This is a genomic window from Streptomyces sp. ME02-8801-2C (genome assembly GCF_033793965.1).
Taxonomy (GTDB): domain Bacteria; phylum Actinomycetota; class Actinomycetes; order Streptomycetales; family Streptomycetaceae; genus Streptomyces.
This window is the reverse complement of the sequence record NZ_JARAXP010000005.1, coordinates 273,688-287,882: the sequence shown is the minus strand read 5'-3', so window position 1 is coordinate 287,882 and position 14,195 is coordinate 273,688. Positions and strand designations below refer to the sequence as shown.

General features: G+C 69.0%; 14 protein-coding genes and 1 pseudogene. 8 read left to right on the top strand and 7 right to left on the bottom strand.

The window, feature by feature from the left end; all coding sequences use genetic code 11:
• The first annotated feature begins 397 nt into the window (after window positions 1-397).
• Both PV396_RS18555 and PV396_RS18550 read left to right on the top strand, forming a co-directional pair.
• A complete protein-coding gene (locus tag PV396_RS18555) occupies window positions 398-3,004 on the top strand; it encodes a hypothetical protein (RefSeq protein WP_319205878.1) in 2,607 nt (868 codons plus the stop codon).
• Between the two features lie 41 nt (window positions 3,005-3,045).
• Window positions 3,046-3,408 carry a hypothetical protein gene (locus PV396_RS18550; RefSeq protein WP_319205877.1) on the top strand — a complete coding sequence of 121 codons (363 nt, stop codon included), beginning with the start codon at window positions 3,046-3,048 and terminating at the stop codon, window positions 3,406-3,408.
• 40 nt (window positions 3,409-3,448) lie between these two features.
• Here the strand turns inward: PV396_RS18550 and PV396_RS18545 are convergent, their stop codons facing one another.
• The gene (locus PV396_RS18545) at window positions 3,449-4,633 is read right to left on the bottom strand and encodes a hypothetical protein (RefSeq protein ID WP_319205876.1); all 1,185 of its coding nucleotides are present in this window, start codon (window positions 4,631-4,633) and stop codon (window positions 3,449-3,451) included.
• A 316-nt stretch (window positions 4,634-4,949) separates the two neighbouring features.
• Complete coding sequence (locus tag PV396_RS18540; protein WP_319205875.1) at window positions 4,950-5,753, bottom strand: AraC family transcriptional regulator; 804 nt, start codon at window positions 5,751-5,753, stop codon at window positions 4,950-4,952.
• 16 nt (window positions 5,754-5,769) lie between these two features.
• Between PV396_RS18540 and PV396_RS18535 the strand changes: the two genes are divergently transcribed.
• Both PV396_RS18535 and PV396_RS18530 read left to right on the top strand, forming a co-directional pair.
• Window positions 5,770-6,402, top strand: coding sequence for a TIGR03086 family metal-binding protein (locus PV396_RS18535; RefSeq protein ID WP_319205874.1), 633 nt, complete (start codon window positions 5,770-5,772; stop codon window positions 6,400-6,402).
• A gap of 283 nt (window positions 6,403-6,685) precedes the next feature.
• On the top strand, window positions 6,686-7,870 hold the full coding sequence (locus PV396_RS18530) for an ISAs1 family transposase (RefSeq protein WP_319205873.1): 1,185 nt from the start codon (window positions 6,686-6,688) through the stop codon (window positions 7,868-7,870).
• Here the strand turns inward: PV396_RS18530 and PV396_RS18525 are convergent, their stop codons facing one another.
• Complete coding sequence (locus tag PV396_RS18525) at window positions 7,871-8,203, bottom strand: hypothetical protein (RefSeq protein WP_319205872.1); 333 nt, start codon at window positions 8,201-8,203, stop codon at window positions 7,871-7,873. It lies immediately after the preceding gene.
• Here PV396_RS18525 and PV396_RS18520 point away from each other — a divergent pair.
• Together PV396_RS18520 and PV396_RS18515 are read left to right on the top strand one after the other, a co-directional pair.
• Complete coding sequence (locus PV396_RS18520) at window positions 8,111-8,506, top strand: DUF5753 domain-containing protein (protein ID WP_319205871.1); 396 nt, start codon at window positions 8,111-8,113, stop codon at window positions 8,504-8,506. The genes PV396_RS18525 and PV396_RS18520 overlap by 93 nt on opposite strands.
• On the top strand, window positions 8,493-8,684 hold the full coding sequence (locus PV396_RS18515; RefSeq protein ID WP_319205870.1) for a DUF397 domain-containing protein: 192 nt from the start codon (window positions 8,493-8,495) through the stop codon (window positions 8,682-8,684). Before PV396_RS18520 ends, PV396_RS18515 begins: the two co-directional genes overlap by 14 nt.
• Before the next feature lie 287 nt (window positions 8,685-8,971).
• Here the strand turns inward: PV396_RS18515 and PV396_RS18510 are convergent, their stop codons facing one another.
• Window positions 8,972-10,078, bottom strand: coding sequence for a hypothetical protein (locus tag PV396_RS18510; RefSeq protein WP_319205869.1), 1,107 nt, complete (start codon window positions 10,076-10,078; stop codon window positions 8,972-8,974).
• Window positions 10,079-10,216: 138 nt separating this feature from the next.
• A complete protein-coding gene (locus PV396_RS18505) occupies window positions 10,217-11,278 on the bottom strand; it encodes a Rieske 2Fe-2S domain-containing protein (RefSeq protein ID WP_319205868.1) in 1,062 nt (353 codons plus the stop codon).
• A gap of 19 nt (window positions 11,279-11,297) precedes the next feature.
• On the opposite strand from PV396_RS18505, the pseudogene PV396_RS18500 reads away from it, so the two are divergent.
• Both PV396_RS18500 and PV396_RS18495 read left to right on the top strand, forming a co-directional pair.
• A pseudogene (locus PV396_RS18500) lies at window positions 11,298-11,441 on the top strand (type II toxin-antitoxin system RelE/ParE family toxin); the annotation flags it as partial.
• Window positions 11,438-11,806, top strand: a complete 369-nt coding sequence (locus tag PV396_RS18495) for a helix-turn-helix transcriptional regulator (protein WP_319205867.1) — start codon at window positions 11,438-11,440, stop codon at window positions 11,804-11,806. The pseudogene PV396_RS18500 and the gene PV396_RS18495, both read left to right, overlap by 4 nt.
• A gap of 42 nt (window positions 11,807-11,848) precedes the next feature.
• On the opposite strand, the gene fabG is transcribed toward PV396_RS18495, so the two are convergent.
• Window positions 11,849-12,595 (bottom strand): 3-oxoacyl-ACP reductase FabG, encoded by a 747-nt coding sequence (gene fabG / locus PV396_RS18490; RefSeq protein ID WP_319206347.1) that lies wholly within the window; start codon window positions 12,593-12,595, stop codon window positions 11,849-11,851.
• A complete protein-coding gene (locus PV396_RS18485) occupies window positions 12,595-14,166 on the bottom strand; it encodes an MFS transporter (protein WP_319205866.1) in 1,572 nt (523 codons plus the stop codon). Before PV396_RS18485 ends, fabG begins: the two co-directional genes overlap by 1 nt.
• Window positions 14,167-14,195: the final 29 nt, after the last annotated feature.

The following is a 14,195-nucleotide window of genomic DNA, read 5'->3' as shown; positions in this document are numbered from 1 at the left end:
TTACCCGGCGGCGTATGGCGGATCCGCGCCACCATTACCGCCGAAGTGCCTTAACTCTCAACAATCCACCGTCGCTTGAGCAAAGCTAGGGGCATGAGACCAACAAGCCGGACCGCTGTCGCGGCGGCCGGTCTGATGACCGTGCTCGCCGCCGCCGGCCCCGTACCCCTCGCCTACGCCACGGGCAGCTCGACCGGCACCGTTCTGAAGGTCACGGACCCGGCCGCCGGTACGTACGAGGTCGAGGTGCGGGTTCTTACCGGATTCATGACGGCTGAGGGCCTCGGAGCCGACGGTTGTGACAGCGAGCGAGGTTATTGTCCGACCGGCTAGTTGACCTTTGTCTGTTGCGCCTCTGTCTGTCTCGCCGTTGTCTGTTCACCGCTCCAGGAGCTCCATGCGCCAGCGCCCCAAGCAGGTCTCGCTCTCCCTCACGACGGCGATATCGGTCCTCGCGGGGCTGACCACGGCCACCATCGGCCTCACCGGTCTCACCGCCTCCGCCGCCTGGGCGGACAGTACGGCCGCGCTGCCGCTGACCCAGTACGCGCACATGCTGGTCGACACCGCTCACCAGCACATCTACTTCAGCCAGGGCGCGGGCTCGACCGGCATCCTGGTGACCGACCTGTCCGGCACCCCGGTGACCACCATCACCGGTGAACAGGGCGCGACGGGCCTGGCCCTGTCCTCCGACGGCGGCACGCTCTACGCGGCCCTGAAGGACGGCGACGCGCTGGCCGCGATCGACACGACGACACTGACCGAGACGACCCGTGTCCCGACGGGGGCCGGCAGCGCGCCGGTCTCCGTGGCGGTGGCGGGCGGCAAGGTCTGGTACGGGTACACGGACCCGGCGGCGGACGGCAAGGGCGCCATCGGTTCGGTGGACCCGACGGCGGCTGCCCCGACGGCAACTCCCCAGTCGACAATGGGCAGTTGGTCGGTCGCGCCGATCCTCGCCACGGGCGGCGGCGTCCTCGCGGCGGAGGAGCCCGCGCAGAGCCTCAGTCACGTGGCCACCTTCGACGTCTCCTCCGGCACGGCGACGACCAAGGCCAACACGTTCGTCCACGGCGGCACGGCGACGGGCCTTCGGGTGACGGCGGACGGCAGCCGACTGCTGCTCGCGGCCCCACAGCAGTTCGCCGTCCAGGCGTACGGCACCGCGGACCTGCTCTCGGCCACCCCCGCCGTCTACTACACGGGCGGGGTGAACTCCGCCCCGAACTCCGTCGCCGCCGACACGGACGGCACGATCGCGGTGGGTTCGACATCGGGTCCGACAACGGGCTCGCCAGGGGGCCTCTACCTGTACGCCGGTTCGAACCTCGCCGAGAACCAGTCCCCCTTCTCGGCCGGCACCCTCGCTCCGGACGGCCTGCAGTGGTCCTCCGACGGGATGACGCTGTACGCGGTCACGAAGGACTCGACAGGCGCCTACGCGCTCGACGTCCTGAACAACGCCAAACTCACGGACACCGAACTCGCCCTGGACAGCCCGCAGTACGCGGTCCCCACTCAGCAGTTCCGGTTCACGGGAACCCTGAGCACGAAGGGCTGGCTGCCGGCCGGCGCACCCCTCCAGGTGACCCGGGACGGCGAGCCGCTGCCCGACGGCACGGCCACGGTCGGGGAGGATGGCACGTTCGCCGTCACGGACACCCGCCCGGACGAGGGCGCGTACACGTACGAGGTGACGTACCCGGGCGACGCGACGCACCGCCCGTCGACGGCGTCGCTGACGGTGCACGTGGCGAAGCTGTCGACGACGATCCCGTTCCCCGAGGTGACGTCGGCGAAGCCGGACGCGGTGGCGTTCACGGGCTCGCTGATGAGCTCCCTGAACCAGGGCACCCTCCCCCAGGGCACAACGGTCCAGGTCTCGCGCACGAACGAGGACACCCAGCAGACGGCACAGCTCCCCTCCGTCCAAGTCGACCCGGCCACCGGCGAGTTCAAGGTCGCGGACGCCCCGAACGCGGCCGGCGTCTTCACCTACCACTTCTCCTACGCGGGCGACACGACCCACGAGGCGACGTCCTCGGACGCGAGCGTCCAGGTCTCCCCGTACGCCCCGGCCCTGACTCTGAAGGCCCCGGCGACGGCGACGCGGGCCGCCGCGCTGGCCTTCACCGGCGCTCTGACCGACGCCCCGTACGCGAGCGGCGAGACGGTGACGGTGACCCGTACCGACGCCGCCCACCCCACAACTCCCGTTCGCTGGACGGCAGTTGTGGGCACGGACGGCAAGCTGACGATCAAGGACACGCCGACGATCGGCGGCGCGAACACCTACACGGTCAGCTATCCGGGCGACGCCTCGCACCAGGCGGCGAAGGCGTCGGCGACCGTCCAGGTGTCGCGGGCCGCGACGACGGTCTCGGTGGCGACGAACGAGTCCACCTACAACTACGGGTCGACGGCCACGGTCACGGCGCACCTGGGCACGACGTACAACGGCCGTACGGTGTCGATCTGGGCGACCCCGGCGGGCGGGCAGAAGACGCTGGTCAAGACGGCCGCTGTGGACAGCAAGGGCAACTTGGAGGTCACGTACAAGCTGACCCACAACACGACGTTCACGGTGTCCTTCGGGGGCGACTACCTCTACGCCCCGAAGTCGGCGACGCGGACGGTGTACGACCGGGTGGGAATCGCGACGAGGCTCGGCGGCTACTACGGCACCACGACGTACGGCGGCACGACGTACCGCGTCTACCACCACACCGCGAAGCCCCAGGTCGTCGCCACGGTGACCCCGAACAAGTCGAACCAGTGCTCCTACTTCCAGGCCCAGGAGTACTACGGCGGCGCCTGGCACACGCTCACCACGTCACCCTGCTTCTCGATGACGGCGGACAGCCAGGGCGTGACCTTCCTGACCCTCACCAACGCGGTCAACCAGAAGTTCCGGGTGCGGGCGGAGTACGTGCACAGCGCCAAGGACACGACGAATGTGAACACGTGGGGCGGGTGGCTGTATCTGACGGTCAGGAACTGAGGACACCCTGCAGGGACGCGACCGTCGGGCAGGATGACCTCATGACAAAGCTGCCCGAACGGTCGACCTGCCGCGCCTCCTCAGGTTCGGTGCTGTCGTTGTGGTCGCAGGACTCGGTGCTGTCGATCGGCTCGGTGGGCTCGGTGCTGTCCGTGGGGTCGGTGGGTTCGGCCCTGTCGATCGGCTCGATCGGAAGCGCCCTGTCCATCGGCTCGATCGGCTCCTCCCTGTCCCTGATCTCGACGGGGTCGTGGCTGAGCACGGGATCGTTGTTCTCGGCGCATTCGAGGTGGTCGGTGCTGTCCTGGCGCTCGTCCGGGGGGTTCCTGGCGGTGGGGGCGGCGGCCGGGGGCGCCCTGCTGCTGGCCCAGCGGCTGCGCATGGCCGGAACAGACGCCCCCTGACATCGACCGGGTTCTGGGGCGCCTGAATCAGACCGGATTTCTAGTTCTGACGGGTCCGGCGGCGGACGGCGGTCACCAGCGTGGCGCCGGCGATCGCGAGGGCGGCGCTGCCGACCAGCAGGGTCGCGCTGTTGGTGCCGGTCGCGGCGAGCGGCTGGGGGGCGTTGGCCGTGGGGGTCGTGTCCGGTGTGGTCCCGCCAGGCGTGGGCGTTTCCGAGGTGCTCGGGGCGGGCGTGGGACGGGGGGTGGAGGTGGGTGAGGGTGCGGGTGTCGAGTCGTGGGTGGGCGTGGGCGTGGGCGTGGGTGTGGCGTGATGGGAAGGCGTGGGCGTGGGTGTAGGCGTCGGTGTGGGATCCGCCTTGGAAACGTTGACGTACTGCCAGGCCATCTCGTCTGTTGGGGAATCCACGTAGGACGCGAGCGCGGCAGGTACCGAGCTCAGGAACGTAGTGGCCGTTCCGTCGGCTGTCGCCGTGAAGGTCAGCGAGAAGTGGCCGTCCGCCCCGGTGGTCGCTGTGCCCTGGAAATTCGCTGAGGGATCCTGGGTCGTGTAGTACACCGTCACGGTGCCGCCCTTGAGGGGCTTCCAGGTCCGGCCGTCTTTCCGCTCCCAGTAGCCCTCGGCGGTGACTTTCCGGGTGCCATCGATCCTCGGGCCGACTTTGTAGCCGGCTCGGAGGCGGGTCGCGCTCGCCGTGCTCTCCACGCTGACGTGCGAGTTGGTGCCCCATGAACCGTAGACGGCGGGGTCCAGCCGTCGCATCGCGTACACATACACCGAGTACACACTCTGGTTGCCAAAGGGGTCCGGGATGCGTTGGTCGATCACCGCGTTCGCCAGCCGGAAGTGTCCGCGCGCGTCAGTGGTCACCGTGCCCAGCCGGTCGAAAACGTCGATGCTCGGAACCGAAGGATTGGGGTTGTCCTGGGTGATGATCCCCCACTGCACCAGATCCACGGTCTGCCCGGCCACCGGCGGCTTGGCACTGTCATCGGCGTAGCGGTTCGCCAAGGTACCGGTCACGGTCACCGTGTGATGGTCGAAGTCGACCTTCGCCGGTGTGACGGTGAGGTCGCGGAACACGTAGTTCAGGTTGTCTTCGTGCGGGGGCTGCGGGTCCGGTGCCGCGGCATGCACGGCACTGGTCGGCAGGCTCAGCAGCAGGGCCAGCACCCCCAGGACGACGCCTCTCGAACTGGCTCGGCGGATGAATGACGTGAGCATGGGTATGGACACCCCTCCTGTAAATGCCCAGTTGGACTGTCGAAGGGCATGTCGGGTTGTACGCCCGAGGGATCCCAGTCGGGCTCGCTCACCCCTGTCCGTACAGACCTGGATCAGTTCAGTCCGGCAGGCAGGAGCGAAATCGGCGAAGCAGTTCAAGGGCGGCAGGCAGGGCTTCGGCGTAGTCGTTAGACATCCGGTTCGTGACGATCTGACGGCTTGGCGAGGTTGTGGGGACGTGACAGGCACGTGCTTTCACGATCACGGAGCTCTCGACGCTCTGTGATCCGAATGGAAGCTCGTGCCTGCCGGCGCATCATCGGCGGGACGCCGATGATGCGTACCTCGCCGGGGAGGTGCCTATGGATGCAGTGAAGTCCCGGGTGAAGTGTGCTTGATCGGCGTAGCCCAGTTCGGCGGCGAGAGCGGACCAGTCCTGCGGGTCGGTGGCCGCCCGTGCGGCGGCTTCCTGCATGCGGGCTCGCCGGATCACCCACTTGGGTCCGATGCCGACGTATTCGGCGAACAGCCTCTGCAGCCGGCGCACGCTCATGTCGGCGATCGCGGCCAGCTGGGACACTCGTAGAACAGCAGGGTCGGTGCTGATCGTTTCGACCAGCCTGGCCGCCTTGTCGATGGCAGGGTCGGGCGTGGGCCGGAAGTCGCGCAGGAGCGTGGCTGCGAGGTGGAGCGCGGTGGGCACGCAGGGTTCGGTGATGATGGCGTCTGTTGCTGCCCGCGCTGCCGGGCCGAAGATCTCTTCGATGTCCAGGACTCGGTCGGTGAGGGTGGACACCGGGGCGGTGAGGAAGGGGCGGAAGCCGCCGGGCCGGAATCGCAGGCCGAGGGCCCGGCCGGTGCCAGAGATCTCTCGGGTGAACGTGTCGCTGACGATGCCTGTGATGTGGGCCTGCCCACCGGTGGTGAAGGTGAGGTGGACCACCGGGTGAGTGAGGACTTGCTGCCGGTGTGGTTCGGTCAGGTCCCAGTGGAGGATCCAGTACCCGTCTACGAATGGGGTCAGATCCGCCGGGGCCGGCTGGTGGTCGAGTCGGAACCGCTCAGCCGCGGTGCGCGGGTCGAGGATGGCCCGCTGTCGCGTTTGTTCAATACCCGTCATCGTCGTCCTGTCTACCGTGCCTGACAGCAACCGGGGAAGGGATGACGTGGAGACGAGATCTGTGATGGCCCGAGCCTCTAAAGCGGCGGTGGACATCGTCCGAGGGATCGGGCCGGACGCGTTCGACGGGCGCACACCGTGTCCGGAGCTGAAGGTCGGTGCACTCCTGAATCACCTGATCTTCTTGACCGGCGTGCGGGGGCACGCCGCGGGACTGAAGCAGCCGCCGCAGGCTCCGAATGAAGTGGCGGAGGGGCATGACTTCACCGCGGAGCCGGATTGGGCCGAGGCGTATGCCGCCCGGTCGGCGGCAACCGCCGCCGTCTGGAGCGCTCCGGAGGCATGGGCTGGCGAGACGGCGCTGACCGGGAACGGGCGGATGCCGGCCCGCTTCATCGGTGGGATCGTGCTGGGCGAGTGGCTGCTGCACGGCTGGGACCTGGCGGTGGCCACCGGGCAGAAGCTGAACGTGGACGACGAACTCGCGGCAGCGCTGTACGAGGACATTGCCGGCAAGGCCGAGATGGCCAGGCAGTACGGGGTGTTCGGTCCTGAGGTCAGCGTGCCGCCGACCGCGCCGCTGTTTGACCGCGCTCTGGGACTGGCGGGCCGTGACCCGTCATGGAAGCGCCCGGCTGACCGCATGTGAAGGGGGCGCAAGCAGCCCCCTGTCGTCCTGCGGATCGCAACCCACGTTCCCTGCTGTCGGTAGGACGCAGCGGCCGTCGGTGACTGGGACGTCCTCGTCGAGCACAGCGAGGCACTGCATCTCGGTGACGGCCAACCCCGTGGGGTTCCGCCGCCGGCGAAGACAGAGCGGCGGCATCGCCGACCAGGGCTTCGGCGTTGCCGCTTGACGTCCGGTCCGTGACGATCTGGCGGGCTTCCAAGATCATGTAGTTCTCGACGCCCCGTGACCTGTGTGGAAGACCGTGCCTGCCGATGCATCATCGCCGATCCCGCCTGCCTTTGACCAACTCAGCGAGCATCCTGAAGCTGTACTCGAGGAGATCCCGGGCCTGCTGGAGCGGCTGGCTGAGGTGCCCGACCCGCGCGATCCTCGCGGTGTGCGGCACGCTCTGGTCGTCGTACTCGCGTTGACCGCGTGCGCAGTGCTGGCCGGGGCGACGTCGTTGCTGGCGGTCGGCGAGTGGATCACTGACGCCCCGCCGCATGTGCTCCAACGTCTCGGTGTGCGGATCGATCCATTGTGCCCCAAACGGTGCCGGCCCGCGGAGACGACCGTGCGGCGGCTGCTGGCCCGTATCGACGGCGACGCGTTGGATCAGGCGGTGGGCCGTTGGCTGGCCAACCGGCGCGGCAGCAGCGGCGGCCGGCTGCGCGGACTCGCGGTCGACGGGAAGAGTCTGCGTGGCGCGGCACGCGCCCAGGGCCGCAAGATCCACCTGCTTGCCGCGCTGGACCAAGCCGTTGGCTTGGTGATGGCCCAACTCGACGTGGGCGAGAAGACCAACGAGATCACCTGCTTCCAGCCGCTGCTGGAGACCGTGACCGACCTGGCAGGCGTGGTGGTGACCAGCGACGCGATGCACACCCAGCGTGAGCACGCCGACTACCTGCTTAGCCGGGACGCGCACTACGTCGTGATTGTGAAGGGGAACCAGAAGAAGCTCCGCAAGCAGCTCAAGTCCCTTCCGTGGAAGCAGATTCCGCTGCAGAACCGCACCCGCGCCGCCGTGCACGGCCGGGGCGAGATCCGCAGGATCAAGGTGTGCACGGTGAGCAACCTGCTCTTCCCCGGCGCCCGCCAGGCCGTCCAGCTCAAGCGCCGACGAGTGGACCGCAAGACCGGCAAGATCAGCATCAAGACCGTCTACGCGGTCACCAGTCTCACCGCGGAACAGACCGTACCCGCCGAGCTCGCTCGACTCATCCGCGGCCACTGGAAGATCGAAGCCCTGCACCACATCCGAGACGTGACGTTCACCGAGGACGCCTCCCAGCTACGGACCGGCGCCGCACCCCGCGCCATGGCGACCTGGCGCAACCTCGCCATCGGCGCCCTCCGCCTCGCCGGGAAGACCAACATCGCCGCAGGCCTCCGGCACAACGCCCGCGACGCCAGCAGGCCGCTCGCCCTCCTTGGACTCACATGATCATGAAACGGACGTCACGCGACTATGCCGAAGCCCTGGGGCGGCAGGGCTCTCCGCGTCGAAGGTCTGGCCTTGTTGTTCGACAGGAAGGTCCGGCCCCCAGATGCGGGCGCCGTGACAGCGGAAGCAGAAGGCGATCTCGAAGAGCTGATCGGTGGAGTTGTGCGCCCGGATTCCCCAGCCGGGGAGGAAGCAGCGGTACAGCTCACTGCCCGGTAGATTGGCGATCAGAGACAGGACGTGCTGGGCCTGATCTCCCTCCCAGATCGCGGCAGTGTCGCCCGCCAGGTCCTCCAAACTGATGTGCCTGGCGGGATCGGTCAGTTCCGACACCTACTGAAGGTCAGTGAGTACCCCAACGTCACGGTCAAGGTGGTTCCGTTCAGCGCGGGACTACATCTGGGTGTCATGTCAGGCCCGTTCGGCATCCTGCGGTTCCCGCTCAACGGGGACGGCAGCCCGACCGAGCCGCCCACGGTGTACGCGGACGGGTACACCGGTGACCTGTACCTGGACAAGGCGAGCGAAGTGGCGAGCTACGACGCAGCTTTCAGCAACATCTGGAACACGGCGCTTGACGATCAGGCGTCAAGAGACCTGATCTCTGAAGTGGCAGGGAGTTATGGAAAAGATTGATCTGACGCACGCGATATGGATCAAGTCCAGCCGCAGCAACGCGCAGTCGGCCTGCGTGGAAGTCGCGTTCCTGGGCCAAGGCGCCGTACCGGTTCGCGACAGTAAGATCCCCTACGGGCCGGTCCTGGTCGCTTCACAAGCGGCCTGGGACAACTTTGTGGAGTACATCAAGCGCTGAGCCTGGAGTAGTGAGAGAGCACCGCCGATCACGGTGACACGCCCACCTTCCATGTCGCGCTCGCTCATGCCTGGCCGTAGAGACCGGCCAGGTCGACGAGTTGAACGGCTGGTGAGGTCGCCGCGGCGGCGTGTGCCTTGTCGTTGAAGCGTGCGCCGCCGAAGCGAAGCACAGCAGGCGGGTGTGGGTGGTGTCGTAGCGGCCGCCCTGGTTGATGCGCTGACGGATGCGTGTGAGGCGTTCGATGTGGGCTGCGCCCATCGTGTCGTTCCACTTGGCAACGCCCGCTAGGACCGCGTCGCCCTTCTGCACTCGTCCCCGGCGGGGGCGTCCTGGCCGACCGGTGTGCTGCGGTCGTACGGGTCCATTTCCGGGCCGGTGTCCTTGTTCGACTGGGGGTCCTTGTCGAAGGGCGGGGTCAGGTAGCCCGTGGGGGTGCCGCAGCCGCCGTTGGTCATGTCGTACTTGTACGAGACGACCGAGAACGTGCCCGGCTCCGTGACCACCTCGGCGGGGTCGTCCCAGCTCATGACCAGTTCGCGTCGGACGATCGTGCGCACGATCTCGGCGTCGTTGCCGACCGCGTCCGCGCGGGTGACCGGGTAGACGAAGGTGACGTCGGCGGTCACCTCGAGCGCGCCGTGCTCGCCCTTCCGGTAGGTGAGCAGGCCCCGGGTCTTCACGATGTCGCCGACCAGGCGGGTGTGGGCGGGCTGGAAGCGGCTGAAGAGGAGGAGGGGGTCGCTCTTCTCGCCGGGGGTGCGGAACGCGGTTTTGAGGAGGTTCTGTACGTCCTTCTGGCGCGGGTTGAGCAGGGTGATCGCCTTCTTGGGCCGCTCGCCTCGCAGCACCCCCCGGTCCAGGTTCGACTCCACCAGGAAGTCCCGGCTGCGGGCCAGGGCCTGTTCGACCTCGGCCTTGTTCATCCAGCCGACCGCCCTGGCCTTCGGCACGGTGATCCCCGCCGCTCCGTCGGCCCAGCTCGCCGCCGGTGAACCGCGGAACGGCTCGTCCGCGGTGGGGCGTTGGGGCGCCACCGTCGGGGGTGCCTGGGTCGGGCGGGTGGTCTCGGCCGCCTGCGGCGGGGACGCGGGGTCGTCACCGGCGAAGAGGTCGAGTATTCGCCCCGGCGCGAGCGCCACCACGAGCAGCAGCACCGCGGCCAGCAGTCCGAGCACGTACCAGCCGGTGCGTCGTCTGGGCGGCGCGGGTGTGTGGCTGCGCCAGCCCTCCGGGGGCCGGTCGGGCTCCGCGCGCAGCCGTTTCGCCACCTCGCGGGCCCGCGCCGACGGCTCCTTGGGCGCGTCGGCGGTGCCCTCCACCGACTCGCGCAGAAACCGCTCCCACTCCTCGTCGGACTTGGACGAGCCGTCCGGTTCTCTGTCCCCGCCCATCCCCAACCCCCTGGCAGTCGATGGACCGTGGCTCGGCCTCACTGTCGTATGCGTCCGCATGATGACACAGCGCGCCGACAGTTGAGGACGGGTGGGCGGAGGGGATGAGGTCAGCCCCCAACTGGGCGGCGGGTGCGCTCAGTTACGTGACCCCTTCAGCGGACGCGGCGCCGGGATCACGTGTCCTCCAGGCCTCGCCTCCGACGGATAGAACTGCCCGTACCACCGCCGCAGCGCCCTGATCCCCTTCTCGTGGGGGAGCAGCACCGGGCGGGCCTGGTGGATCTTGTGGTCCCAGATCTCGACCTCCTCGCGCACCTCACCGAGGGCTTCCACACGGAAGGCGAGTTTGAGGGCGGGGGTCAGCAGCCGGAACGGGAAGCGGGACGGTTTGCGGACGTAGTACAGCATCCGGAGTTCGCTCGTGCGGTCGTCGACCGGGGTGGTGAGGGCGACCGCCGTCACCGACAGGACGGGGCCGTGCACGCGGACCACCATGACGCCCGGGCCGTACATGAACGCGTCGAAGGTGTTGTCGATGTCCCAGCGCAGGACGCGCCGGGCGATCCGGCCGCGGGCCTCGGCGTACGGGCCGTCCTCGCTCCAGTCCTGGACGGGCGGCTCGCTCTGGCCGTGGATGAAGTGGAAGTGGGACTCGTCGACGATGTTCTCGCGCATCTCCTGGACGTGGATGCGCGCCCGGCAGGTGTCGTCGATCGGCGCCGCGTAGTCCTTGGACTCCGTCTCGGGGATCGCGGGAACCTCCCACGCCGGTTCGCCCGGACCGGCGTACACGAGAACGAGCCCGCTGTGCTCGCGGACCGGGAATCCGCCGAGGGACACCTTGGGGGTGCGGGCGGCGAACGGAGCCTCCACGCACTTGCCGTCCGTACCGAACCGCCAGCCGTGGAAGGGGCAGACGACCGTGCCGTCCACGACCTTCCCGCCGGCGCCCAGGTGTGCGCCGTAGTGGGGACAGTGGGCGTCCCGGACGGTCGCCTGTCCGTCGGCGCCCCGGAAGGCGATGAGCGCCCGGCCGAAGTAGTGGAGGCTGACGACCTTGCCCGGCCGCAACTCGGCACTGCGGAGCACGGCGTACCAGCCGTACGGAACGATCGGCATCGGATACTCGTCGGCCCGCGGGTCGCGGGGGAGGGAGCGCAGGTCCGGGATGCTGTCATGACTCCGCCATAAACGCATGTGTTGATGCTAGACGAGCCGTGCCGATCTTCTGACTGTCTTCCGTAAGAGTCGACAGCGTGAGGAGGCCGAGGTCGGTCGCGCTCGGCAGGCACAGAAGGTGTGTGAAGGGGAGCACGGTCCTGCCGAGCACACCTACGACCGGAGCAGGGAGGAACTGTGAACCACTCCAAGTGGAAGACCAGCCGGACGCGGAAGCTCCTGGGGGAGCAGATCGTGGAGAGCTCCGCGTATGTGGAGGCCGGTTACGCGTTTGCTCTTGCCCAAGCCGTTCATGACCGCCGTACGGAGCTCGGTTTGTCACAGTCCGAGTTGGCGCGGCGGGCAGGCATGACCCAGCCGCAGATCTCCCTTATCGAGGGCGGAGACTCCGTACCCACCTTGCCACTGCTCACCCGGCTGGCGAAGGCCATGGACGCGTCGCTGACCATCGACCTCGACGGTGATCAGTCCGCCTTCGTCTTCACCGCCCACGACAGCGGCCGGCCGGACGACCTGTCATCCGGCGGACGGTCCTCGGTGGCCTGAAGAGGCGCTGCCTCTGTTTCTGAAGGGTGACCTCGCACCACCTCAGTGCCCCAGCCCCGCACCCCCGTCCACCGGAATCACCGCCCCCCGCACATAGCCGGCATCCGCTCCCGCCAGGAACGCCACCGCGTCCGCGACCTCGTCCGGGCGGGCCAGGCGGCCGGCCGGGGTCTGACGGAGAAGGGTGCGGCGCTGGTCGGGGGTGAGGGCGGCGCTCATGTCCGTTTGTGTGAGGCCCGGGGACACCACGTTGCAGGTGATGTCCCGTGGGCCCAGTTCACGGGTGAGGGAGCGGGCGAAGCCGATCAACCCCGCCTTGGACGCTGCGTAGTTGGTCTGGCCCGCGGAACCGTGCAGGGCCGCCGTGGAGGAGATGAGGACGATACGGCCGTGTCCCTCGCGGAGCATTCCGCGCACCGCGCGCTGGGTGACCCGGAAGGCGCCGGTGAGGTTGGTGTCGACCACCGAGGTGAAGTCCTCCTCCGTCATCCGCACCAGCAGACGGTCGTTGGAGGTGCCGGCGTTGGCGACCAGGACCGTCACCGGACCGTGTGCCGCCTCGGCCTCCATGAAGGCCCGGTCTACCTGCTGACTGTCCGTCACATCGCAGCGTACGGACAGGAATCCCTCCGAAACCGCCGCATCCGCCACCTCCGGCGGTTTCTCTCCCCGGTAGGTGACCGCGACCCGGTCGCCCGCCCTCGCGAAACGCCGGGCTATGGCCAGCCCGATCCCCCTGTTCCCGCCGGTGACGAGGACCGAGCGAGGCGTTGCCTGCTGCTCCGTGATCACTTCTGCCTCCCGGGGCGGGTGCGCAGGCCCGCCACCGACACCGCGAAGCCGATGAAGGCCAGGGCGGCGATGGAGAGGGTGGCGGCGTGCATCGCGTCGAGGAACGCGCGGTCGGCCGTGGTCGCCAGTTCGGGCAGGTGGAGGGAATCGGCCAGGGAGCGGGCCGCCTCGGCCGACGTGCGGGCCTGGGAGGCGAGGGGTGGGGGCAACTCACTTACTGCTGTGGGTAGTTCGGATGGATCGGACATGCGGGAGCGGTACACGCCCGAGAGGATCGAACCGGCCATCGCCACCCCCAGCGTGCCGCCCACCTGACGGGTGACGCTGTTGAGCGCCGACCCCGCGCCCGCGAGCTGTGGCGGGACCCCGCTCATCATCACGGCCGTGACCGGCGTACCGACCAGGCCCATGCCGAAGCCCTGGATCCACAGCAGCGCGGCGATGAACCAGAGGGGCGTGCCGCCGTCCAGCCAGGCGTACGCGATGTACGTGACCGCCGTGGCCAGGACACCGGCCGCCACCGTCCAACGGGACGTCAGACGGCGGCTCATGGCCGGGGACGCCTGACTGCCCAGGACGATGCCGATCGCGGCGGCGATCATCACCAGACCGGCGTCGGAGGGGGCGAGGCCCCGGGGACCCTGGAGGTAGAAGGCCGCGTAGAAGAGGTGGCCCGCCAGGGCCATGAACGCGATCAGCAGCACCACGCTCCCGGCAGCGAACCCCGGCTGCCGGAACAGTCGTACGTCCAGACTGGGCGCCGGCGACCTGCGCTGGGCCGCGACGAACGCGGTCAGCAGCGCGCCGCCCAGGAGGAGGGGGAGGAGGACGTGGGAGCCGTACCAGGTACGGCCGTTGCCCAGCTCGATGATGCCGTACACGACCCCGCCGAGGCCGGCGACCGACAGGGCAAGACCGGGCAGGTCCAGTCGCCTGCGCACCGGGCCCCTCAACTCCGGTACGAACAGGGCGACTCCGGCCATGCACAGCAGCACGATCGGCACGTTGACCAGGAACACCGAGCCCCACCAGAAGTTGCTGAGCAGCGCCCCGCCCACCACCGGGCCGACCGCCACCCCCAGGCCGCTGGACGAGCTCCAGATCGCGATCGCCCGGGTGCGTTTCTCCTCCGGGGTGCTCTGCACGATCACCGACAGCGTCGCCGGCATCAGCAGCGCGCTGCCCGCGCCCATCACGGCCCGCGCCACGATCAGCCAGCCCGGCGACGAGACGAAGGCCCCGGCTCCCGAGGCCGCGCCGAACAGCGCCAGGCCCGCCAGGAGCGTGGACCGGGGGCCGAAGCGGTCGGCCAGCGCGCCGCCCGCGAAGAGGGCGCCGGCGAAGACCAGGGTGTAGGCGCTCGCCACCCACTCCAACTCGCCCGGGGACGCGCCCAGTCCGTCCGCCGGGTCGGCCAGGGTGGTGACGGCGACGTTGAGGACCGAAGTGTCCAGCCAGATCAGCATCTGGGCGCAGACCACGACCAGGAGGACGCGCCACGACGACGACCGGGAGACCTCCCCTCCGGCACCGGCCTCGCTGACCTCGCTCGCTCTCACTTCTCCCATCGGACGACGCCTCCGATGCCCTCGATACC

What these genes read in the sequence shown, in the direction of transcription:
- PV396_RS18555 (WP_319205878.1), top strand. Translation starts at nt 398, where the DNA reads ATGCGCCAGCGCCCCAAGCAGGTCTCGCTCTCCCTCACGACGGCGATA.
- PV396_RS18550 (WP_319205877.1), top strand. Translation starts at nt 3,046, where the DNA reads ATGACAAAGCTGCCCGAACGGTCGACCTGCCGCGCCTCCTCAGGTTCG.
- PV396_RS18545 (WP_319205876.1), bottom strand. Translation starts at nt 4,633, where the DNA reads ATGCTCACGTCATTCATCCGCCGAGCCAGTTCGAGAGGCGTCGTCCTG.
- PV396_RS18540 (WP_319205875.1), bottom strand. Translation starts at nt 5,753, where the DNA reads ATGACGGGTATTGAACAAACGCGACAGCGGGCCATCCTCGACCCGCGC.
- PV396_RS18515 (WP_319205870.1), top strand. Translation starts at nt 8,493, where the DNA reads ATGGAAAAGATTGATCTGACGCACGCGATATGGATCAAGTCCAGCCGC.
- PV396_RS18510 (WP_319205869.1), bottom strand. Translation starts at nt 10,078, where the DNA reads ATGGGCGGGGACAGAGAACCGGACGGCTCGTCCAAGTCCGACGAGGAG.
- PV396_RS18505 (WP_319205868.1), bottom strand. Translation starts at nt 11,278, where the DNA reads ATGCGTTTATGGCGGAGTCATGACAGCATCCCGGACCTGCGCTCCCTC.
- PV396_RS18485 (WP_319205866.1), bottom strand. Translation starts at nt 14,166, where the DNA reads ATGGGAGAAGTGAGAGCGAGCGAGGTCAGCGAGGCCGGTGCCGGAGGG.